General features: G+C 69.8%; 23 protein-coding genes. 13 read left to right on the top strand and 10 right to left on the bottom strand.

The window, feature by feature from the left end; all coding sequences use genetic code 11:
• Positions 1 to 158 precede the first annotated feature (158 nt).
• On the top strand, positions 159 to 1,787 hold the full coding sequence (locus WG902_RS02435; RefSeq protein ID WP_340058306.1) for a methyl-accepting chemotaxis protein: 1,629 nt from the start codon (positions 159 to 161) through the stop codon (positions 1,785 to 1,787).
• A gap of 4 nt (positions 1,788 to 1,791) precedes the next feature.
• On the opposite strand, the gene WG902_RS02430 is transcribed toward WG902_RS02435, so the two are convergent.
• From WG902_RS02430 to WG902_RS02420, 3 genes are all read right to left on the bottom strand, one after another.
• On the bottom strand, positions 1,792 to 1,986 hold the full coding sequence (locus WG902_RS02430) for a hypothetical protein (RefSeq protein ID WP_340058305.1): 195 nt from the start codon (positions 1,984 to 1,986) through the stop codon (positions 1,792 to 1,794).
• Positions 1,983 to 3,572, bottom strand: a complete 1,590-nt coding sequence (locus WG902_RS02425; protein ID WP_340058304.1) for an FAD-dependent monooxygenase — start codon at positions 3,570 to 3,572, stop codon at positions 1,983 to 1,985. The genes WG902_RS02430 and WG902_RS02425 overlap by 4 nt, the downstream gene beginning before the upstream one ends.
• 67 nt (positions 3,573 to 3,639) lie before the next feature.
• On the bottom strand, positions 3,640 to 3,933 hold the full coding sequence (locus WG902_RS02420) for a hypothetical protein (protein ID WP_340058303.1): 294 nt from the start codon (positions 3,931 to 3,933) through the stop codon (positions 3,640 to 3,642).
• Between the two features lie 110 nt (positions 3,934 to 4,043).
• Between WG902_RS02420 and WG902_RS02415 the strand changes: the two genes are divergently transcribed.
• A complete protein-coding gene (locus WG902_RS02415) occupies positions 4,044 to 4,949 on the top strand; it encodes a crotonase/enoyl-CoA hydratase family protein (RefSeq protein ID WP_340058302.1) in 906 nt (301 codons plus the stop codon).
• 12 nt (positions 4,950 to 4,961) lie between these two features.
• Here the strand turns inward: WG902_RS02415 and WG902_RS02410 are convergent, their stop codons facing one another.
• From WG902_RS02410 to WG902_RS02400, 3 genes are all read right to left on the bottom strand, one after another.
• Positions 4,962 to 5,585 (bottom strand): hypothetical protein, encoded by a 624-nt coding sequence (locus tag WG902_RS02410; protein WP_340058301.1) that lies wholly within the window; start codon positions 5,583 to 5,585, stop codon positions 4,962 to 4,964.
• 123 nt (positions 5,586 to 5,708) lie between these two features.
• A complete protein-coding gene (gene xth, locus WG902_RS02405; protein WP_340058300.1) occupies positions 5,709 to 6,488 on the bottom strand; it encodes an exodeoxyribonuclease III in 780 nt (259 codons plus the stop codon).
• A 52-nt stretch (positions 6,489 to 6,540) separates the two neighbouring features.
• Positions 6,541 to 6,759 (bottom strand): hypothetical protein, encoded by a 219-nt coding sequence (locus WG902_RS02400; RefSeq protein ID WP_340058299.1) that lies wholly within the window; start codon positions 6,757 to 6,759, stop codon positions 6,541 to 6,543.
• Positions 6,760 to 6,819: 60 nt separating this feature from the next.
• Between WG902_RS02400 and WG902_RS02395 the strand changes: the two genes are divergently transcribed.
• The 3 genes from WG902_RS02395 (at position 6,820) to WG902_RS02385 (ending at position 9,047) form a co-directional block, all read left to right on the top strand.
• Positions 6,820 to 7,278, top strand: a complete 459-nt coding sequence (locus WG902_RS02395) for a hypothetical protein (RefSeq protein ID WP_340058298.1) — start codon at positions 6,820 to 6,822, stop codon at positions 7,276 to 7,278.
• Positions 7,279 to 7,371: 93 nt separating this feature from the next.
• Positions 7,372 to 8,346, top strand: coding sequence for a non-homologous end joining protein Ku (ku, locus tag WG902_RS02390; RefSeq protein ID WP_340058297.1), 975 nt, complete (start codon positions 7,372 to 7,374; stop codon positions 8,344 to 8,346).
• A gap of 11 nt (positions 8,347 to 8,357) precedes the next feature.
• Positions 8,358 to 9,047, top strand: a complete 690-nt coding sequence (locus WG902_RS02385) for a hypothetical protein (RefSeq protein WP_340058296.1) — start codon at positions 8,358 to 8,360, stop codon at positions 9,045 to 9,047.
• Here WG902_RS02385 and WG902_RS02380 read toward each other — a convergent pair.
• Positions 8,980 to 9,927, bottom strand: coding sequence for a LysR substrate-binding domain-containing protein (locus tag WG902_RS02380; protein WP_445263663.1), 948 nt, complete (start codon positions 9,925 to 9,927; stop codon positions 8,980 to 8,982). The genes WG902_RS02385 and WG902_RS02380 overlap by 68 nt on opposite strands.
• Before the next feature lie 112 nt (positions 9,928 to 10,039).
• Here WG902_RS02380 and WG902_RS02375 point away from each other — a divergent pair, with 112 nt between their 5' ends.
• On the top strand, positions 10,040 to 10,360 hold the full coding sequence (locus WG902_RS02375; protein ID WP_340058294.1) for a DUF2917 domain-containing protein: 321 nt from the start codon (positions 10,040 to 10,042) through the stop codon (positions 10,358 to 10,360).
• On the opposite strand, the gene WG902_RS02370 is transcribed toward WG902_RS02375, so the two are convergent.
• Positions 10,264 to 10,998 carry an aldolase gene (locus WG902_RS02370; RefSeq protein ID WP_340058293.1) on the bottom strand — a complete coding sequence of 245 codons (735 nt, stop codon included), beginning with the start codon at positions 10,996 to 10,998 and terminating at the stop codon, positions 10,264 to 10,266. The two genes, WG902_RS02375 and WG902_RS02370, sit on opposite strands and share 97 nt — an antisense overlap.
• Positions 10,999 to 11,142: 144 nt before the next feature.
• Between WG902_RS02370 and WG902_RS02365 the strand changes: the two genes are divergently transcribed.
• Positions 11,143 to 11,331 carry a hypothetical protein gene (locus WG902_RS02365; protein ID WP_340058292.1) on the top strand — a complete coding sequence of 63 codons (189 nt, stop codon included), beginning with the start codon at positions 11,143 to 11,145 and terminating at the stop codon, positions 11,329 to 11,331.
• Between the two features lie 6 nt (positions 11,332 to 11,337).
• Here WG902_RS02365 and WG902_RS02360 read toward each other — a convergent pair whose 3' ends face one another.
• Positions 11,338 to 12,648: a Y-family DNA polymerase gene (locus tag WG902_RS02360; protein WP_340058291.1), complete on the bottom strand. Its 1,311-nt coding sequence runs from the start codon at positions 12,646 to 12,648 to the stop codon at positions 11,338 to 11,340.
• 156 nt (positions 12,649 to 12,804) lie between these two features.
• Here WG902_RS02360 and WG902_RS02355 point away from each other — a divergent pair, with 156 nt between their 5' ends.
• The 6 genes from WG902_RS02355 (at position 12,805) to WG902_RS02330 (ending at position 19,229) form a co-directional block, all read left to right on the top strand.
• Positions 12,805 to 13,401, top strand: a complete 597-nt coding sequence (locus WG902_RS02355; protein WP_340058290.1) for a biliverdin-producing heme oxygenase — start codon at positions 12,805 to 12,807, stop codon at positions 13,399 to 13,401.
• Complete coding sequence (locus tag WG902_RS02350; protein WP_340058289.1) at positions 13,398 to 15,614, top strand: ATP-binding protein; 2,217 nt, start codon at positions 13,398 to 13,400, stop codon at positions 15,612 to 15,614. Before WG902_RS02355 ends, WG902_RS02350 begins: the two co-directional genes overlap by 4 nt.
• Positions 15,614 to 16,075 (top strand): response regulator, encoded by a 462-nt coding sequence (locus WG902_RS02345; protein WP_340058288.1) that lies wholly within the window; start codon positions 15,614 to 15,616, stop codon positions 16,073 to 16,075. The genes WG902_RS02350 and WG902_RS02345 overlap by 1 nt, the downstream gene beginning before the upstream one ends.
• The gene (locus tag WG902_RS02340) at positions 16,068 to 18,014 is read left to right on the top strand and encodes a hybrid sensor histidine kinase/response regulator (protein WP_340058286.1); all 1,947 of its coding nucleotides are present in this window, start codon (positions 16,068 to 16,070) and stop codon (positions 18,012 to 18,014) included. Before WG902_RS02345 ends, WG902_RS02340 begins: the two co-directional genes overlap by 8 nt.
• Before the next feature lie 128 nt (positions 18,015 to 18,142).
• A complete protein-coding gene (locus WG902_RS02335; RefSeq protein WP_340058285.1) occupies positions 18,143 to 18,448 on the top strand; it encodes a hypothetical protein in 306 nt (101 codons plus the stop codon).
• Between the two features lie 76 nt (positions 18,449 to 18,524).
• Positions 18,525 to 19,229: an SOS response-associated peptidase gene (locus WG902_RS02330; protein WP_340058284.1), complete on the top strand. Its 705-nt coding sequence runs from the start codon at positions 18,525 to 18,527 to the stop codon at positions 19,227 to 19,229.
• Here WG902_RS02330 and WG902_RS02325 read toward each other — a convergent pair.
• On the bottom strand, positions 19,213 to 19,650 hold the full coding sequence (locus tag WG902_RS02325; protein WP_340058283.1) for a LexA family protein: 438 nt from the start codon (positions 19,648 to 19,650) through the stop codon (positions 19,213 to 19,215). The two genes, WG902_RS02330 and WG902_RS02325, sit on opposite strands and share 17 nt — an antisense overlap.
• Positions 19,651 to 19,682: the final 32 nt, after the last annotated feature.

Raw genomic sequence — 19,682 nt, 5'->3', positions numbered from 1 at the left:
AACCGCGCATTTTAGGTGGCGCGCGCTCTCCGGCTGTCCGCAAGGCTATTCCTTTCGGCTGAGGCAGGGCCTTCAGAGAGGCTCCGACGCCACACACAACTTGCAACAACCAGGGCCCGCTGTCATCCTGACCACCTCAACCGTGGAGAGGCAGCCGCATGCGGAATCTGAAGGTCGTCGCCAGGCTGGCATTGGCGTTCATCGTCCTGCTGGTCATCTCGCTGGTCAACATGGGGGTGGCTTTCAACGGCCTGCGCGAGCTGGAGCGGCATGGCAGCCAACTCGAGCGCGAGAACATCGCGCTGCTGAATGCATCGGCAGCCATGCGCACGGCGCAACTCAACCAGGCCGTGGCGATCCGCGATTACGTGGGCCAGGCCGACTCCGAGCGGCAGGCTACCGCCTTCAAGGCGCTGCAGGCGAGCGACAAGGCCTATGCGGAAGCCGCCGCGACATTGCAGCGCCTGGGCGAGGGCGAACAGGCCGACAAGCGCATTCGCGAACTCGCCAGGAAATTGAAGGGCGCCAACGCGCCCGTCTCGGCCAAGCTGCGGGAGGCCATGGACCAGTCGGACCAGGCCGAGTACGCACCGGCGCAGGCGATTCTCTACAACGAGATCCGCCCCCTCCAGGCCGCCATCGGCGCCGACCTGAACGGGCTGGTGGAGATCACCACCGCGCTCGCGCACGAGCGGGCGGAGGCCGGCCGGCAGCAAGCCGCGAGCACGGAGTTGCGGCTGGTCCTGTTCATCGTGTTCGGCATCGCGCTGGGCGTCGCCGCGACCTGGCTCATCACGCGCGGCATCGTGCGGCCGCTTCACTTCGCCGTGCGCACGGCCGAGCGCGTCGCCGAGGGAGACCTGCGGCAAACCGTCACCCGCTTCCACCGGGACGAGACCGGGCGGCTGCTGATGGCACTCGGGAGCATGCAGGGCCGCTTGAACACCCTCGTGCGCGGCATTCGCGACAGCGCCGGCGCCGTGAGCGGCGCATCCAACCGCATCTCGGCGGGCAACACCGAACTGGCAGCGCGCACGGAGGAGCAGGCGGCGTCGCTGGAGGAAACCGCGGCCAGCACCGAGCAGTTGACGGCCATCGTCAAGCAGAACAGCGAAGGCGCCACCAAGGCCAGCCAGCTCGCACAGGAGGCCTCCGCCCTGGCCGAGGGCAGCGGCCAGAAGGTCCAGGGCGTGGTACGGACGATGGAGGGCATCCACCAGTCCTCCCGCAAGGTGGCCGACATCGTCGGTGTCATCGACGAGATCGCGTTCAAGACCAACCTGCTGGCGCTGAACGCGGCGGTGGAGGCGGCCCGCGCCGGCGAACAGGGGCGCGGCTTCGCAGTCGTGGCCGCCGAAGTGCGGATGCTGGCGCAGCGCAGCGCCGAGGCCTCCCGGGACATCAAGCAGCTGGTCGCGGCCGCCGTGGGCCAGGCCCAGCAAGGCAGCGCGGCGGCGACGCAGGCCGGGGATTCGATGGCCAGGGTGGTCCAGGTGGCGCACGAAGTCGCGCAGCTGGTCTCGGACATCGCGCGAGCCAGCAGCGAGCAGCGCGCCGGCATCGAACAAGTCAACTCCACGATCGCGCAGATGGACTCAGCCACGCAGAGCAATGCCGCGCTGGTCCAGGACATCAACGGCACGATCGAATCGCTGCTGGCCGAGGCCTCCGAACTGGTCGCCGCCACCCATCGGTTCCGCCTCGACGAACAAGACGGCGGCGTCGATGCGGACGTGACCGTGATGGAGCTCCCGACCCTGCAGCCGCTGGCTTGGCAGGGCTCGTGAACGGCTAGCCGTCGGCGGCTTCGTCCTGCAGCCGCTGCTGCGAACGGGCGATCAGTTCCAGCACCGGGGCGGCCTGGTCGCTGCGCGCCATCAGCGCGACGCAGACCATGGACAGCATGAGCTCGCTGCGCTGCGGCCCGACGGCGTCGAGCGCGTTGCACAGCGCGGTGTAGCTGATGTCGAGTTCGGCGTCGGTCATGGTGAAAGTCCTTTGCGCCGCAGGGCGTCGAACAAGTTCCCCGGATCCAGCCCGCGCCAGCGCCCGAGCACGTAGCCGTCGGGCCGCACCAGGACCAGGCCGGTGGCCCCGGCGTCGGGCAGGCCGTAACGCTCGCGCGCCTGGCCGCCGGCATCGGCTTCGGGCGGGATGTCCAGCACGGCGATGCCGCGCCCGGCGAGATCGGCCAGCGCCTGGGGCAGCGGTCCGTCGCCGAACACCAGGCAGGTGAAGTCGGTGCCGAAGCATTGCGTCAGGTGCAGCGGTCCCCGCGGCCCGTTCACCAGGGCTTCCGGCGCGGGCATGCCGGGCGCGGCGGCGTCATGCGCCCAGGTCCCCTGCTGCGCTTCGTTCAGGCCGGAGGCGAGGTAGGCGACCGGCGCTGACTGCCGGGGGTTGATCAGCGGCCGCACCGCAGGCTCGTCCAGCGCCACCCGCAGGGTGGCTTCCCGCAGCAGGCGGAAAGCGAAGTTGGGAGGCGCCATGAATTCCGTGCTCTTGGCGCCGTACGCGATGTTCTCGTGCGCGGCTTGCACGCGCTCGGACGAATAGGTGTCGAGCAGCGCCGGCGACGCGCCCCCGCCGAGCACCAGCGCCAGCTTCCAGGCCAGGTTGGCCGCATCGTCCAGGCCCGAGTTGAGGCCGCGCACGCCGAAGATCGGCACCAGGTGGGCCGCGTCCCCGGCGAACAGCACGTTCCGTTCGCGATACGAGCGCAGCGTCAGGCACTTGGCGTTGTACATCGAGGCCCACTGCAGCTCCCACGGCTCGTGCTCGCCGATCATGGCCAGGTGGCTCTGCACCCTCGGCAGGATGTTGTGCGGCTGGAGCGCCTCGTCGGCGTCCTCCCCGTCACGCAACTGGTAGTCGATGCGCCAGATGTCGTCGGGCTGGCGGTGCATCAGCAGGGTCGAACCGGGGTTCGAAGGCGGATCGAACCACGCCAGCCGTTCCACCGCGCGATGGGTCTTCTGGCGGATGTCGACGATGACGTAGCGGCCTTCGTACTGCATGCCTTCGAATTGCAGCCCCAGCAGGTCGCGCACCGTGCTGCGGCCACCGTCGCAAGCCGCGACGTACCCTGCCCGCACCCGCGACCGGCCGGCGGCCGTGTCGACGTCCACGACGACACCGTCCCTCACCTGTTCGACACCGGCCACGCGGGCCGACCAGGCCACCTGCACCAGCTGCGGCACTTGCTGCAGCGCCTGGTGCACGAAGGCTTCCACGTGGAACTGCTGGATGTTGACCATCGGTGCGAAGCGCTGCGTCGGCTCGCTGGGCATCTCGAAGCGAAGCACTTCCTGGTTGCGCCAATAGCTGCGTCCGCCGGTCCATGGCAGCGCCTTGGCTTGCAGGGCGGCGCCGGCGCCGGCCGTCCACAGGATTTCCTGCGAGCGGCGCGAGATGCAGATCGCGCGGCTGCCGGTGCAGTAACCCGGATCCGCCTCGACCACCAGGCTGCGCACGCCGTGCCGCGCAAGCAGCGCCGCCAGGGTCAGGCCCACCGGCCCGCCGCCGGCGATGAGCACCGGCACCGATGCCGGCAACGCATCCGATGCTTCCACGCGCCCTCCTCAGTCAGGTCCGGGCGCAACTCTAAGCCACTCGCCGGCCGGGCGGGGCTCGTGCCGTTCAGCGGTCCTTGGGCAGCTTGCCGCGCGCGGCTTCCAGCTCCCAGGGGCTGGCTTCCACATTCGGGCCGTCGGGAAACGACTGCGCGCCCTGGTCGACGCCGGGCCGCGGACGTGCGCCCGGCACACCCGCCGGCACCTGGGCGCCCGCTTGCCCCACGATGCTCTCCGCGCCGGTGGGCGGCTGCTGCGTGGCCTGGTCTCCCAGAGTCTTGTTGCCGCAACCGTCGGCGTTGCCCGGGTTGTCGTTGCTGCCCCGGTCGGGATTGGGGCCGATGCTGGTGTTGGTGCTCATGCCCGAACTCTAGGGAGGCACGCGAGGGCCGGTTGCAAGCTGGCCCGCCGGCCAGCTGTAGGACGTGCCTGCGCTTCGCTAGACTGGCCCGGGACGACACGGAGAACGCGATGCCCAGCTACAGCACCCTGCAGATCGAGAAGGACGCCAAGCAGCCGCGCGTGGCGCGCCTGCTGCTGAACCGGCCCGACCGGTTGAACGCGATCAACGAGGAGATGCCGCGCGAAATCCGTGCCGCGGTGGACTGGGCCAATGCCGACGACGAGGTGCACGTCATCGTCGTGGAAGGCGCGGGCAAGGGGTTCTGCGGGGGCTACGACCTGGCGCAGTTCGGCCAGGGCGAGATCGACCATCCCTGCCAGCAGGAACGCACGCCCTGGGACCCGATGGTCGACTACGCGTACATGAAGCGCAACACCGAGGACTTCATGAGCCTCTGGCGCAGCCCGAAGCCCACCATCGCCAAGGTGCACGGCCACGCAGTCGCCGGCGGCAGCGACATCGCCTTGTGCTGCGACCTGCTGGTGATGGCGGAGGATGCCCGCATCGGCTACATGCCCACGCGGGTCTGGGGCTGCCCCACGACGGCGATGTGGACGTACCGGCTCGGCCCGACCCGCGCCAAGCAGATGATGTTCACCGGCGACACCATCGACGGCAGGACCGCATTGGCTTGGGGTCTCGCCAACGATGCGGTGCCGGCCGCCGCGCTCGAGGGCGCGGCGATGGCGCTGGCGCAGCGCATCGCAGGGGTGCCGCGCAGCCACCTCGCGATGCACAAGATGGTGGTCAACCAGGTGATGCTGAACATGGGGCTGGAGCAGTCGCAGGGCCTGGCCACCTTGTTCGACGGCATCACCCGGCACAACCCGGAAGGCCTCTGGTTCCGCCGTTATGCGCAAGCCGAAGGGTTCAAGGCCGCCGTGGCCTGGCGCGATGGCGGCCAGCCCATCCCCGAGGGGGACGAAGCGCGCCAGCGCATCCGCGACCTGGAGCGCGAGCGCAAGCCCCGCTGAGTTTCGCGAGCGCTACAGGTAAAGGTCGAGATCCCCGCCGGGGTGGTCCAGGGCCAGCGTCGACATGTCGCGCTCGGAATCCTCGAAGTCGGCGTCGGCGCCCAGCCCGGCCGGCCGGGTGTCAGCCCCCGCGGTGTAGGCCTCCGGCGAAACCACGATGCCCCCGATGACGGCGGTCGCGGCCACGTCGGCTGCGCGCGCCGGCTGGGAGCCCAGCGGGGTGCACCACAGGCGCCCTTGCGCGCGGAAAAAGGCCAGCGTGCATTGGCCGCTGACGATGCCGATGCGCAGGCGCACGTCGCCGGCGAAGCGCTGCAGTTCCATGGCCATGCTCATGGCCGCGCCCGGTTCCTCGAACGTGACCAGCGCGGCCGCATCGACATAAGGGTCGAGGTGGCCATCGTGGCGCGCATTGATGCGCTGCAGTTCCTGGTAGAAGCCTTCGGTGGCGCTGCCCGGCTGGCCTACCGGCGTCTGCGCATCCACGTGGACCAGCGTGAGGTGCCGCTGCTCGAAACGGATGCTGTCCCGTCCGGTGCCGAGGATCAGTTCCTTCCAGACTTTCGGCGGCAACTGGTGCAGCACCTTGTCCGAAAGCGCTTCCAGCAGGAAAGCGTTGCCTTGGGTCTGGTCCATTTGTTGGCTCCCGTATCCGACGTAACCAGATGAAAACAGAATGAGCTCATCTGCGGAATAGGGAAAAGTGGACGCAACCCTAGGGAATACACCTATGCAGGACCCCTTGGCGGACGGACGGTTTTACCTCCCCAGGTCCAGGTCCACCCAGGTCGGCGCGTGGTCGCTCGCTTTTTCCTCCCCCCGGACCCACTTGTCGACGCCGGCACCGCGCAGCGCCGGCGCCAGTGCGCGATTGAGCAGGAGATGGTCGATGCGCAGCCCGGAGTCGTGCTGCCAGTGCTGGCGGAAGTAGTCCCAGAAGGTGTAGATCGCCGCGTCGGGGTGCAGGTGGCGGATCGCATCGGTCCAGCCCTGCGCCAGCAGGCGCTGGTAGCACTCGCGGGTTTCCGGCTGCAGCAGCGCGTCCTTTTTCCAGGAGCGCGGGTTGTAGATGTCCCGGTCCGTCGGCACCACGTTGTAATCGCCGCACAGGATGACCGGGTGCTTCGAGTCGACCAGCGTTTTCGCATGCGCGATGAAGCGCTCGAACCACGCCAGCTTGTAGTCGAACTTGGGGCCCGGTTGCGGGTTGCCGTTGGGCAGGTACAGGCAGCCCACCACGATGCCGTTGATGGCCGCTTCCAGGTAGCGGCTCTGCTCGTTGTCTTCATCACCCGGCAGGCTGCGCCGGATCTCCACCGGCTCCGTGCCGCGTGCCAGGATCGCCACGCCGTTCCAGGAACGCTGGCCCTTCCACAGGGGGTGGTATCCGGCCTGCCGGATTTCGTCGGCGGGAAACGCCTCGTCGAGCGCCTTGAGCTCCTGCAGGCAGGCGACATCGGGCTGTTCGCGCTCGAGCCAGCGCAGCAGGTGCGGCAGGCGGGTCTTGATGCCGTTGACGTTGAAAGTGGCGATCTTCATCGGTGCGGCTCGATCCTACAGAGGCGAGGCCGGCCGCGGGGTAGATTGCCGCTCAGCGCTTGCCCAGCCGCTTGCGGCTGAAGGCCTCGGCGCCGCCGCTGCCACCACCATCCGGGAAATCATGCGCATCCAGCTTCTTCCTGCGCTTGGAGATCGGCGCTTCGACGAGCGTGCTCGACGAGTTCTCGCCGTGATCGGGCTTCGCCGGGACGGACGACGTCGGGCGTTCGCCGAGCTTCGCGCGGCTGGAGCGGGTGTCGCTGGATTTCATGCCCCCAACTTAAACGTTGCTGCCCGGATGCCGATGTCGGACAAGCCCGCGAAGCGCGCCATGAACACGGCCCGTGCCTGCCTGCTCGCCTGCATCGCCGCGGCCGCTGCGGCGCAGGCCGACGACCCGCTGAAGTCGCCCGCGTGCGCGCAGGCCATCGCGAGCCTGCAATCGGCCCGCAACGCCGGCGCGGAGACCATCGCGATCGAGGAAAGGCGCAGCGCTGCGGCAGCCATCTGCCTGGGCAGCGCAGCGCCGCCGCAGCGGCCCGGACGCGTGATGCAGCCACCCGTTGCGGTGCCGCCGCCGCAGATCGATCTGCCGGTGCCGGTCGCACCGCTCCCGCCCCTGGTGCCGGCCCCGCCGCCCGTGGCGATCGGCAGGCCCCCTGCGCCGGCCCTGTGCGATGCGGGCGGCTGCTGGTCCAGCGACGGCACCCACCTGCGGCACGTCGGCCCCAACCTCATCGGCCCCAACGGCCTGTGCACCCAGCAGGGCGTGCTGATCGCCTGTCCCTGACGCGCCCTGCACGGGCTGCCTGCGCCGTCCTACAGGCCCGGGCCAGCCGCTTGCCTACCTTCGATGGGTTGCCCCCTGGGCGAAGGAATCCGCATGCCCGCACCCACAAGTTCACGCACCCTCTGGAAGGGCGCCATCAGTTTCGGCCTGGTCCACATCCCGGTGACGCTGCACTCGGCCACCGCCGAGAACCGCATGAAGTTCAACCTCCTGGACAAGTCCACCATGACCCGCGTGGGCAACCAGCAGGTGAACAAGGGCACCGGCGAGTCCATGCAGCGCGAAGAGATCGTCAAGGGCTTCGAGGTCGAGAAGGACCAGTTCGTCGTGCTCTCCCCCGACGAGATCAAGGCGGCCCTGCCGCGCTCGACGCAGACGATCGACATCGAGGCTTTCGTCGACCGCGAGCAGATCGCCAGCGTCTACTTCAACAAGCCGTATTTCGTGAGTCCGGCGGGCAAGGGCGGACAAAAGCCGTTCGCGCTGCTGCGCGAAACGCTCAAGCGCACCGGCAAGGTAGGCATCGCCAAGGTGGTGATCTCGACCAAGCAGCACCTCGCCATGTTGATTCCGCACGGCAACGGACTGGCGCTGAACCTGCTGCGCTGGTCCGACGAAGTGCGCGACACCGCGGGGCTGGCGTGGCCGGGTGAGGACGTCACCGTCAGCGCGGCCGAACTCAAGATGGCCGAGCAATTGGTGGATGCCATGGCGGGGGACTGGCAGCCGGACCTGTTCCACGACGAGTTCCGCGAGAAATTGATGGCGCTGGTGGAGGAGAAATCCAGGGAGGGCGGGCTGCGCACCGTCGCCCCGCTGCCGGGCGAAGATGTGCAGACGACGGCCGAGGTCATCGACCTGACCGAGCTGCTGCGGCGCAGCCTGAAGGGCAACGCCAGGACCGCCGCCGCCCCGGCTGCGCCGGCCGCCGCGAAAAAGGCCTCCGCCAAGCGCGAGGAAGCCGCGGCCAACGACGAAGCGGCGCCGCTCAAGAAAGCAGCCGCGCGCAAGACCCCGCCGACGGCGCGAGCCAGCGCCAAGCCGGCGACGCGGCGCAAGACGGGCTGACCTCGGCGGCCATGCGGGTGCGGCGCGCCGTGCTGACGCTCGCTGCGGCGGCGGCATGCGGCATCGCGGGCTGCAGTGACGACGGCGGCGGCGCTGGCGCGCGCACCGCGGTGATGGGAGGCAGCGATGGCAACGGCCGGCAGGAGCGCCGGCCAGTCACCGATGGGCGCGGCCGGGAGATTCCGCCGCCGCACCTGCCGGCCACGACCGCTGCGCGCGTGGTGGCCGCCGGCCAGGAGAACGCGCTGGCCGTGTGGATCCAGGACGGCCGCCCGTTCGGCGCAGCCTACGCCCCGGGCACCGGCTGGTCCGCGCCACGGCCACTGGAACAGATCCACGGCCACGCGAGCGATCCGGAACTCGTGGCCAATGCCGCCGGCGCCGGCATGGCGGTGTGGCGTCAAACCGTGGGCAGCATCCTCAGCCTGCGCTTCAGCCGCTTCGATCCGGTGGCAGGCTGGAGCGTTCCGGACGTCATGCCCGGCGCCCTGCCCCGTCCACCGGGCCAGGCTTCACCGTTGCGGCTGCACATGGACGCGGCCGGCGACGTCACCGCGCAGTGGCCGAGCGGCTTCGATGCCAACGAGATGCAGCTCTCCCGCTACACGGCGGCTCGGGGCTGGTCGCCCGCGGTCAGCGAGCGCGTGGCGACCGAGTCGCCTGCGCCGGCTGGGTCGCGCCGGACTGCCGCGCCTCCGTGACGAGCCAGTCGGCAAAGGCGCGTGCCGCGGGATTGTGCTGCGCTTGCGGGGCGAGCGTGACGAAATAGCCGCGCCGCGAGGCCGCCGGCGTGCGGAAGGGGGCGACCAGCCGCCTTTCGCGCACCAGGTCGGCCAGCAACGGCAGCCGGCCGATCACCACCCCCTGCCCCGCCACGGCCGCCGCGACGGCGTCGGTGTAGTGGGTGAAGCGCACGGTGTGGGCCAGTTGCACGCTCGCCAGTCCCATCAGTTGCAGCCAGGGTTCCCAGTCCACCGTCAGCGAGCCGTCGTGCATGTCGATGGTGAGCAGCGTGTGCTGCTCGAGGTCCGCCGGCGTGCGCAGCGGCCGTGCGCGATCCTTGAGCAGTTGCGGCGCGCACATCGGCTGCACCTCCTCCTCGAACAGCACCGGCCCGACGCCCTGCCCGGCAGGCATGAAGCGCACGGCGAGATCGACGTTGCCGCGTTCCAGGTCCACCAGCTCCAGCGTTGCCGCCACCCGCACTTCCACCTCGGGCTGCGCCGCGGTGAAACGCGCCAGCCGCGGGATCAGCCAGAACGAGGCGAAGCCGGGCGTGCACGTCACGGTGACCTGGCGGCGGGCGGACTGGCTGCGCACGCGCGCGGCGGCGTCGCGCAGCCGCTCCAGGCTGTCCTCCACCGCGCGGCGCATGATGCGGCCCGCTTCGGTGAGAGCCAGCGCGCGATGACGCCGCTCGAACAGCGCCGCGCCGACGCTTTCCTCGAGTTGCTGCACCTGACGGCTGACCGCCGACTGCGACAGCGCCAGTTCGTCCCCGGCGCGCGTGAAACTCAGGTGCCGCGCGGCCGCCTCGAACGTCTGCAGCAGGTCCAGCCGCAATTGCCGCGAGCGCGGCACCGGCGCCGCGTTCGCATTCCCGTCACGCATGCGTGGCATGCAAATTCACCGTTTCTGCCATGGGGGCCGGGGCAGTATATTCATTCGCAGGTTGCATGCAAAGGAGCCCGCGATGAACCTCACCACCACCCATGCCCTGCCCGCGCGGCAGCTGTTCAGCGTCGCCGATGCATCGGCCGTGCGCATCGTCTGCACGGCAGGCTCGCTGTGGCTCACGCTCGACCATGACCAGCACGACGTGGTGCTGGAAGCCGGCGACGCCTACGAAACGGGCGACCGTCGCCGGGCGCTCGTCTACGCTTTCGAGCCCTCCACCTTCGAGCTGGTGCCGCAGCCTCAGCCGAGCATGCGCCGCAAGCTGGCGAAGAACAGCTCCGACTGCAGCCGCTCGCCCAGCGTCTGGGCGGCCACGCGGGCGGCCAGCTCGGTCTGAACCGGCAGCAGCGGCCGCCCCGTGGACTGCGCGAGCACCTGCGCCTGGCAGGCGCGCTCCAGGTAATAGAGGTCGTCGAACGCGTGATCCACGCGTTCGCCGCACACGATCACCCCATGGTTGCCCAGGAAGGCGACGTCGGCGCCGTGCATCGTGCGGGCGATGCGCTCGCCTTCCGAGGCATCGAGCGCCAGGCCGTTGTAGTTGGCGTCGATCGCCACCCGCCCATGAAAGCGCATGGCGCCCTGCGACAGCGTGGTGTCCAGCCCGCGCAGGTCGGTCAGCGTGAGCGCGGTCGCGTATGGCATGTGGGTGTGCATCACGCAAACCTTGCCCGCGATGCGATGGACGGCGGCATGGATGAACATGGCCGTGGGTTCCACCGGATGCCGGCCCGCCAGCTGGCGGCCTTGCGCGTCCACCAGGACGATGTCGTCCTCCCGCACCTCGCTCCAGTGCAGCCCGCGCGGGTTGAGCAGGAACCAGTCGGGCTGCTGCGGCAGCGCGACGCTGAAATGGTTGCAGACCCCCTCGCCCAACCCATGGTGCGCGGCGGCGCGCAGCGCCAGCGCGAGGTCGGCTCGCAGGCTGCGCACGGCAGGGTCCAGGAACAGCGATGGGGCGGCAATGTCGGGCATGGTGTCCTCCTCCCGCGCATGGTAGCCCTGGCGCCGGGGCGCGCGTTCGCAGGGATGGGGCCTTGTCCTACCCAGGGACGGGACGCCCGGCTGACATGCAAGTCCTGGCCCAGCCGTAGTCTCTGCCGGACACACAAGGCAACCGTGGCCAAACGCAGCATCAAGGCAGCACCCGAGAAGGTGCCCCGCCCGCCGGAGACAAAGCCCGCATGGGCGGCCGATCGTCATAGCGGCGAGGGTGCGGCGAGCGCCCTGGAAACCCTGCAGAAAATGGAGAAGAGCCGGGTCGCCGGCCAACCCGCGGAGCCGCGGGTCGATCCTTTGCAAGACTGACTGCCTTCAAGCCCGCGCCACGGGCAGGTCCTGCCAGCACGTCGTGTACTGCGGCGTGCGCCGTTGCTGCTTCATCGTCCAGCTTCGCGCGTCCCCGCCGAGCCCCGCACTTGCCACCTGCACGGTGCCGCGGCCATAGCGATCGTTCAGGCGATCCAGTGCCGCCATCAGCCGCCCGCCCGCCTCACGTTGCGCATCCGCCTCCAGCCCGAGCTCGCCCTGCTCCACGCCGGCGTCCTGCAGGTCCAGCAGCATGACGCCGGCCTTGTGGATGCGGTAGCCGGGCTGCCAGATGGACACCAGTGCCCGCAGGGCAGCCTGCGTGATGCTGGCCGTGTCGTCGCTGGGGCGCCGCAGGGGCACCGTGGCGCTGCGCGCGTACTGCCTTTCGGAGCGGCGGAACGGATTGGTGTGGATGAACACCAGCACCTGCCCCGCGCGCCCGTGTTGCAGGCGCAGCTTGAACGCGGCGCGGCCTGCGTATTCGCTCACCGCCTCCTGCAGCGGGCCCAGGGTTCGCACCGGCTCGCCGAACGCGCGCGTGCATGCGACCTCCCGCTTGCGCGGCGGGACGTCCTCGAGACCGATGCAGGACACGCCATGCAGCTCGCGCACCGTGCGCTCCACCACCACGCCGAAACGGCGCCGCAGCGAAACAGCGTCGGCGCGCGCCAGGTCGAGCGCGCTGCGGACGCCGTCGCCTTCGAGCTGGCGGCCGATCCGCGGGCCGATGCCCCACACGTCGCCCACGGCGGTGGCCGCGAGGACGTGGTCGCGCGTGCAGCCGGCCGGCAGCCGGCCCAGGTCGCACACCTGCGCCAGCGCGGCCGGGTAGCTGGCCCCGGGCCGGCGTTCGGCGTCCTTGGCAACGTGGTTGGCCAGCTTGGCGAGCGTCTTGGTCGGCCCGATGCCGATCCCGCAGGGGATGCCGATCCACTGCACGAGCCGTTGCCGCACGCGCGACGCGCGCTCGAGGAGGTCGCCGCGCACCCCGTCCAGGCTGACGAAGCATTCGTCGATGGAGTAGATCTCCTGCGCCGGGCCGAGGCCGGCCGCGATCGCCATCAGGCGGTTGCTCATGTCGCCGTAGAGCGTGAAGTTCGCCGACAACGCCACCACGCGGTCTTCGCCGAGCCTGGCGCGGATCTCGTGGAACGGCGTTCCCATGCGGATGCCGAGCGCCTTGGCCTCGTTGCTGCGGGCGATGGCGCAGCCGTCGTTGTTGGACAGGACCACCACCGGCCTGCCGTTGAGGCTGGGCCGGAAAACGCGCTCGCAGCTCACGTAGAAGTTGTTGCCGTCGAGGAGTGCGTACATGGTCGCACTGTATATGTACACAGCCCGCCGGGGCGTCTGTGCCAGTCCATTCCAACGTGATCTTGCTGCCGTGTCCTACAACGCGCCTGCGCCGAGTCTGACAGCATCCAGCTCATCCAATTTCCTGCGTCGAACGCCCCTCGCGTCTCCTGAAGTTTGCAATTCGCCGAACCTGCCCTGCTGGAGCCCGGTCTCCATGCCCCGCTGGCCGCCCTGCGCGCCGCCACCCGCGACCATCACCTCCGACTCGACCGCCTGATGGACTTGCGTCTGCTCGGCGACGCTGCGCGTTATGCGACGGTGCTGCAGGCGTTCGACGGCTTCCTGTCCGCGTGGGAGTCGACGGTGGCGGCGGGCTTGCCGGCCGCCCGGCAACCCTGGCTGCAAGCCCGGTCGCGCCGGCATTTCGTGGCGCGCGACCTGCAGGTCCTGGGCATCGCGGCGTCGACGCTGCCCGTGCAACTCACTCCCATCGCCACCGGGGCCGCGGCCTGGGGCTCCCTCTACGTCATGGAAGGTTCGGCCCTGGGCGGGCGGGTGATCGCGCGCGCGCTGGCGGCACAGGGCCTGCGGCCCGACACGGGGGCCGCCTACTTCCACGGATGGGGCGAGTCCACCGGCCCCATGTGGCGCGAATTCCGCCAGCTGCTCGAGCAGGAACTGGCGACGCCTGCGGCGGTCTCGCTGGCTTGCGCCGGCGCGTGCGCGACTTTCGACGACTTCTCCGCCCTGCTGGAGGGCGCACTGGCATGAGCGCGCTCCCGCTGCCCGACTTGTCGCAGTGCGCCGACGAGCCGATCCGGCTGCCCGGCGCGATCCAGCCCCACGGACGCATGGCCGTGCTCCACGCGCACGACGGACGCCTGCTCGCCTACAGCGCCAACTGGCCAAGTGCCGCCGCGGCCCGCGATGCGCTGCGCGCCCTGGCGCCGGATGCGGCCCGGCTGCCATCCGGCCACTCGCCCGCGTGGATCGGCACGGTGCCGCTCGACGGGTGCACCTTCGACGTCGGCGCGCACCGCCAGGGCGACACGCTGGTCCTGGAGTACGAGCCTGCCGGCCCGGCCGCCAGCATGGACGCGCCCATCTACTCCGTCGCACGCGACTTGTTGCCGCGCCTGCAGCAGGCGGACTCGGTCGTGCGACTGTGCGAGATCGTCGCGCAGGAAATGAAACGCCTGACCGGCTTCGGCCGTTGCCTGGTCTACCGTTTCGACTCCGACGGTCACGGCGAAGTGCTGGCGGAGCGCGCCGATCCCGGCTACCCGTCGTACGCCGGCCACCGCTTCCCCGCGTCGGACATTCCGCAGCAGGCCCGCGCGCTCTATCGCATCAACCACGTCCGCGTGATCCCGGACGCAAACTACGACCCCGTCCCGCTCGTGCCGGCGAGCGACGGGGTGGAAGCAGGCGCCCTGGACCTGAGCTTCGCCGCGCTGCGCAGCGTCTCTCCGGTGCACCTGGAGTACATGCGCAACATGGGCACGCTGGCGTCGATGTCGGTCTCCATCGTCGCCCGCGGACGTCTCTGGGGACTGGTTTCCTGCCACGACCACGAGGCGAAGCACCTGACACTGCAGACGCGGGTGGCGTGCGAGCACCTCGGGCGGCTGCTGTCGCTGCAGATCCAGGCGCAGGAAGCCAATGCGGACGTGGCCCAGCGCCTGTCGCTGCACCAGCGCGTGCTGCGGCTGGTGGCGATGATGGCCGAGACCGACGGGACGCTGCAGCAACTCGTGGAACCCGACCACAACCTGCACGCGCTCGCGGATGCCGCAGGTGCGGCCGTCGTGCTGAACAACAGTTGCTGGACGGTCGGCCAGACACCGGCTGAGGACGAGGTGCGCAAGCTTGCGCACTGGGTGGTGGAGCGGGGACAGGACGTGTTCAGCAGCGACCGCCTGGCCGAGGTCTATCCCGGCGGCGCCGGCCTCTTGCCGGGCTGCGCGGGTGCGCTGGCAGTGTCCATCTCGCAGGTGCATCGCCACGTCGTGCTGTGGTTCCGACCCGAGCTGGTGCAGACGATCCAGTGGGCCGGCGACCCCCGCAAGACGGTGCCTTCGGACGGCCGCATCCATCCCCGCAAGAGCTTCGAAAGCTGGCAGGAACGCGTGCGCGGGCGCAGCGCGCCCTGGCTGGTGGCGCAGCACGCCGCCGTGCTGGAACTGCGCCAGGCGCTGCTCGCGCTGGTGCTGCGGCGGGCAGAGGAGATGGCGGGCCACGCCCTGGAACTGGGACGCGTCAACAAGGAACTGGAAGCCTTCAGCTACACCGTGTCGCACGACCTGCGGGCGCCGATGCGTCATATCGCGGGTTACGTGGACCTGGTGGTCGGGGACAACCCCCAGCTCGACGAGCGCGCGCTGCGCTACCTCCAGCATGTCAAGGGCGCCGCCTCGTATGCCGGCCAGCTGGTCGATGCATTGCTGGATTTCTCCCGCCTGGGTCGCGCTGGCATGCGGCCGGCCTGGGTGGACACCGGACCGCTGGTGGAGGACCTGATCGCCGAAATCCGGGCACAGGAAACGGGCCGCCGCATCGAATGGCACCTGCAGGCCCCGCTGCCGCGCCTGTGGGCCGATCCGCTGCTGCTGCAGCTGGCGCTGCGCAACCTGCTGTCCAATGCCGCCAAGTACACCCGCCATCGCGAGACGGCGCAGATCCGCGTCGCGGCCGTCTCGGTGCCGGCCGGCACCGGGCTGGAAATCCAGGACAACGGCGTCGGCTTTCCGATGAAATATGTGGGCAAGCTGTTCGGGGTGTTCCAGCGGCTGCACGGCACCGAGGAGTTCGACGGCACCGGCATCGGCCTGGCCAACGTCAAGCGGATCGTCGAGCGCCACGGCGGCAATGTCTGGGCGCGCGGCGAAACGGATGCCGGGGCCACCTTCGGCTTCGTGCTGCCCGCTCCCGCTTCCACCAGAAGCGACGCCGCAAGCGTCTTGAAGAACGAGGAAGGTTCCTGATGCTCAAACCCATCCTGCTCGTGGAGGACGATCCTCGCGACCTGGAACTCGCGCTGGTGGCGCTGGAGCGCAGCCAGCTGGCCAACGAGGTCATCGTGGTGCGCGACGGCGAGGCGGCGCTGGACTACCTGATGCGAAGCGGCGAGTACGCGCAGCGCCCGGAGGGCAATCCTGCCGTCATCCTGCTGGACCTGAAGATGCCCAAGGTGAACGGCCTGGAGGTGCTGCAGACCGTCCGCAACACCGATCGGCTGCGCAGCGTGCCGGTGGTGATGCTGACTTCGTCGCATGAGGAAACCGACGTCCTGCGCAGCTACCAGCTGGGCGTGAACGCGTATGTCGTCAAGCCGGTGGAGTTCAAGCACTTCGTCGAGGCGATCGCCGACCTGGGCATCTTCTGGGCCGTGCTCAACGAACCGCCGCCGGGATCCTTGCGTTCGGCGAGGCGCCGGCATGAATGAGGCGGCGGCCGATCCGCGCGCCCTGCGCGCCCTGCTGGTGGAAGACTCGCGGCTGGACGTGGAACTGCTGCGCGTCCAGCTGGAACGCGCCTACCCCAACGTGGATCTGCAGGTGCTGCGGCAGGAGGATGCCTTCTGCCAGGCCCTGGACCGCGCGTCCTTCGACGTGATCCTGTCGGACTACGAGCTGCCCGGCTTCACCGGCGCCGACCTGCTGGATCACCGCAATGCCCGCGCGCCGGACACGCCGTTCATCTTCGTGTCAGGCGTCATCGGCGACGACAATGCGGTGGAACTGCTCAAGCGCGGCGCAACCGATTACGTGAGCAAATCGCGCCTGGCGCGCCTGGCTCCGGTGCTGCGCCGGGCCCTGCGCGAAGCGGACGACCGGCGCGGCCGGGACGACGCCGAGCGGCAACTGCGCCGCGCGGGCATCACGTTCGCCAAGGTCGTCGACAGCCTGCGCGACTACGCCGTGATCCTGCTGGACGACGCCGGCCGCATCCACTTCTGGAACCAGGCGGCGCGCGACGTCTTCGGCCACGAGGCATCCGAGGTGCTTGGCCGCTCGGCTGCGCTGCTCTTTCCGCCCGAGGACAGCCCGGAGGAGGCCTGGCGCGCCGAGATGCAGCGGGCGCGCGAGCAAGGCAAGGCGGGCGACGACCGCTGGCTCGTCGCGCGGGATGGGCGCCGGTTGTGGGCGGAGGGCGTGCTGACGGCCCTGGAGGACGACAAGGGGTTGCGCAGCGGGTTCTGCAAGCTGGTGCACGACCGGACCGAAGGCTACCTGGCGGAGCAGGCGCTGCGCGCCGCCAAGGAGGAGGCCGACCGGGCCAACCAGGCCAAGGACCGCTTCCTGGCCGTGCTGTCGCACGAACTGCGCACGCCGCTGGCGCCGATCACCACCGCCGTCCACGTGCTGGAGAAGGCCGCCAAGGTCGACGAGCGCCATCGCGACCTGCTGCCGATGATCCGGCGCAATGTCGCGCTCGAGGCGCGCCTGATCGACGACCTGCTGGACCTGACGGCCATCAGCGCGGGCAAGGTCAGCCTGCATCCCGCACGCGTCGACATGCACCAGCTCACGCACGCCGTCGTCGAGATGGTGGCCCAGGCGCTGCAGGACAAGGCGATCGAGCTGGAACTGCGGCTCGAGGCGCCCGCGCCGTGGGTCGATGCGGACCAGGCCCGCATGCAGCAGGTGCTGTGGAACATCGTCCGCAACGCCATCAAGTTCACGCCGGCCGGCGGCCGCGTGGTGCTGCGGTCGTGGGATGACGGCGGGCTCTTCACCCTCGCCTGCACCGACTCGGGCATCGGCATCGCGGCCGAAGCGCTGCCGCGCGTCTTCAACCCCTTCGACCAGGCCGACGAAGAAGTGTCGCGCCGGCATGGCGGCCTGGGCCTCGGCCTGGCCATCGCGCAAGGGTTGATGCACCAGCATGGCGGCGGCATCCGCGCCGAAAGCGACGGGCGCGGCCACGGCGCCACCTTCACCATCACCCTCCCCCTCGCCAACGCCGGGTCGGTCGCGTCCCCGGCGCCGCGCGCGGAGAGCTCCCTGGTCGCGGCGGCGCGGACGCGGCTGCTGCTGGTGGAGGACAACGAGGATGCGGCCATGGTGCTGGCCTTGTGCCTGCAGGAGTACGGCTACATCGTCCACCACGTGAGCACCTGCGCCGATGCCCTGGCCACCGCGCGGGCGTCTTCCTTCGATGCGGTGCTCACCGACCTGGGCCTGCCGGATGGCAGCGGGATCGATGTCGGCAAGGCCCTGTCCCGCGAACTTCCGGTCGTCGCGCTCAGCGGCTACGGCAGCGAGCAGGACCTCGTGCGTTCGGCGCAGGCGGGATTCGCCGCGCACCTGGTCAAGCCCGCGGATCCCGCGCAGGTGCACGCCACCCTCACGGAAGTGCTGTCGCGTCCCGGCGACGCCTGAGTTTCGTAGGGCTTCGCAAGCACAGCGGGAAGCGCACGTCGGACGGCCGTTGCCGTCCGGGTCTTACAGCCGGGCTTTCACGGGCCTCCCACAATTCGCAGCACCAAATCAATCAAGGGAGTCTAGCCATGCGTAAATCTGCTTTCGTGATCGCCGGCATCGTGTCCGCCGCCTCCATCGCCCTCGTCGGCTGCGATGTCCAGAAGACCCAGGAAGGCAACGTGACGGCGCCGAAGTTCGAAGTGTCCAAGACCAAGGAAGGCGACGTGACGCTGCCGAAGTACGACGTCACCGCGCCGAAGGTGGACGTGACGACCGAGCAGAAGACCGTGGACGTGCCGAAGGTCGGCGTGTACACCGAAAAGGAAACGCTGACCGTGCCGAAGGTCAACGTGACCCCTGCCAATGAAGTGAAGGCCGCCGAGAAGAAGTAAGCAAGTCTTGCGGCATGGCCGCAGGGTTTCCGAGGGCCGCGTTGCGGCCCTTTTTCATGCTGGGGGAAAATGGGGCATGTGCAACCGTTACCGGCCCGTCAGCGTGACCGTCGTGCGCGACGTGTTCGGCTTCACCCTGCTCGAAGAGCCACAGCCCCTGTATGCCACCCAGGGCATCGGCCCCTGGCAGCAAGGACCCTTCATTCGCGCCGGCTCGGCCGTCGTCGGCCAATGGGGGCTCATCCCCTGGTTCAGCCCCGCGCGCCGGCCCACCGGTCGCGGCGGGCGGCCGATCAGCACCAACAACTGCCGCATCGAGACGGTGGCCACCGCACCCAGCTTCAAGGGGCCCTGGTCGCGCGGCCAGCGCTGCCTGGTGCCCGCGGTCGACTACGACGAGCCTTACTGGGGCAGCGGACGCAACGTGTGGTGGCGCTTCGCGCGGCGCGACCAGGCGCCGTGGGCACTGGCCGGACTCTGGAACGAATGGACCGATCCGCAGACCGGCGAGGTGGTGGCGAGCTACACGCTGCTCACGCAGAACTGCGACGCGCATCCGCTGCTCAGTCGCATGCACAAGCCGGACCCCGCCTTGCCGGCCCACGCGCAGGACAAGCGCTCCGTGATCCCGATCGAGCGGGAGCACTGGGACCAGTGGCTGAACGGCAGCGTCGAGGACGCGATGGCGCTGGTGCGCCTGCCACCGCCGGAACTGTTTGCGCACGGCCCGGCGGACCCGGCGCTGCAGGCCACGCTGCCGCTGCTCAGCGAAACTTCTTGACCGCTCCGGTCACGACGCCGCAGATCGACAGCGTCTGGCCTTCGCGCAGCAGGATGTCGGGAAAGGTGGGATCGGCCGCCACGAGCTTGATCCTGCCGGCGCGCTGGTGCAGGTACTTGACCGTGAAGTCGTTGTCGATCTCCGCCACGACGATGTCGCCGTGAACCGGATCCAGCGCGCGATTGACGATCAGGATGTCGCCGTCGGCGATGCCGGCGCCCAGCATCGAACTGCCGCGCACCCGCCAGAAGAAAGTGGCGGCGGGATGCGTGATGAGAAGGTCGTTGAGGTCGTGGCGCTTGACCGAGAAGTCGTCCGCGGGCGACGGGAAGCCTGCCCGCACCGTGCCTTGCACCATCGGCAGCCGCAGCGCGGGTCCGGCGCGATAGAGCCAGGGCGCTGCGCCGGTGTCACTGTTCATTTATCCAGTATAGCGGCCGCCTTGCACGCCGT

Origin of the sequence: Ramlibacter sp. PS3R-8 (genome assembly GCF_037572435.1) — a bacterium.
GTDB lineage: Bacteria > Pseudomonadota > Gammaproteobacteria > Burkholderiales > Burkholderiaceae_C > Ramlibacter.
This window is presented reverse-complemented; position numbering and strand designations above follow the sequence as displayed.

Excerpts from the sequence above, each read along its gene's own strand:
- WG902_RS02325 (WP_340058283.1), bottom strand. The coding sequence starts at position 19,650 with ATGAACAGTGACACCGGCGCAGCGCCCTGGCTCTATCGCGCCGGACCC.
- WG902_RS02370 (WP_340058293.1), bottom strand. The coding sequence starts at position 10,998 with ATGCCCGACATTGCCGCCCCATCGCTGTTCCTGGACCCTGCCGTGCGC.
- xth (WP_340058300.1), bottom strand. The coding sequence starts at position 6,488 with ATGAAGATCGCCACTTTCAACGTCAACGGCATCAAGACCCGCCTGCCG.
- WG902_RS02435 (WP_340058306.1), top strand. The coding sequence starts at position 159 with ATGCGGAATCTGAAGGTCGTCGCCAGGCTGGCATTGGCGTTCATCGTC.
- WG902_RS02395 (WP_340058298.1), top strand. The coding sequence starts at position 6,820 with ATGAACACGGCCCGTGCCTGCCTGCTCGCCTGCATCGCCGCGGCCGCT.
- WG902_RS02335 (WP_340058285.1), top strand. The coding sequence starts at position 18,143 with ATGCGTAAATCTGCTTTCGTGATCGCCGGCATCGTGTCCGCCGCCTCC.
- WG902_RS02340 (WP_340058286.1), top strand. The coding sequence starts at position 16,068 with ATGAATGAGGCGGCGGCCGATCCGCGCGCCCTGCGCGCCCTGCTGGTG.
- ku (WP_340058297.1), top strand. The coding sequence starts at position 7,372 with ATGCCCGCACCCACAAGTTCACGCACCCTCTGGAAGGGCGCCATCAGT.
- WG902_RS02400 (WP_340058299.1), bottom strand. The coding sequence starts at position 6,759 with ATGAAATCCAGCGACACCCGCTCCAGCCGCGCGAAGCTCGGCGAACGC.
- WG902_RS02350 (WP_340058289.1), top strand. The coding sequence starts at position 13,398 with ATGAGCGCGCTCCCGCTGCCCGACTTGTCGCAGTGCGCCGACGAGCCG.
- WG902_RS02420 (WP_340058303.1), bottom strand. The coding sequence starts at position 3,933 with ATGAGCACCAACACCAGCATCGGCCCCAATCCCGACCGGGGCAGCAAC.
- WG902_RS02410 (WP_340058301.1), bottom strand. The coding sequence starts at position 5,585 with ATGGACCAGACCCAAGGCAACGCTTTCCTGCTGGAAGCGCTTTCGGAC.
- WG902_RS02360 (WP_340058291.1), bottom strand. The coding sequence starts at position 12,648 with ATGTACGCACTCCTCGACGGCAACAACTTCTACGTGAGCTGCGAGCGC.
- WG902_RS02430 (WP_340058305.1), bottom strand. The coding sequence starts at position 1,986 with ATGACCGACGCCGAACTCGACATCAGCTACACCGCGCTGTGCAACGCG.
- WG902_RS02415 (WP_340058302.1), top strand. The coding sequence starts at position 4,044 with ATGCCCAGCTACAGCACCCTGCAGATCGAGAAGGACGCCAAGCAGCCG.
- WG902_RS02330 (WP_340058284.1), top strand. The coding sequence starts at position 18,525 with ATGTGCAACCGTTACCGGCCCGTCAGCGTGACCGTCGTGCGCGACGTG.
- WG902_RS02345 (WP_340058288.1), top strand. The coding sequence starts at position 15,614 with ATGCTCAAACCCATCCTGCTCGTGGAGGACGATCCTCGCGACCTGGAA.
- WG902_RS02375 (WP_340058294.1), top strand. The coding sequence starts at position 10,040 with ATGAACCTCACCACCACCCATGCCCTGCCCGCGCGGCAGCTGTTCAGC.
- WG902_RS02385 (WP_340058296.1), top strand. The coding sequence starts at position 8,358 with ATGCGGGTGCGGCGCGCCGTGCTGACGCTCGCTGCGGCGGCGGCATGC.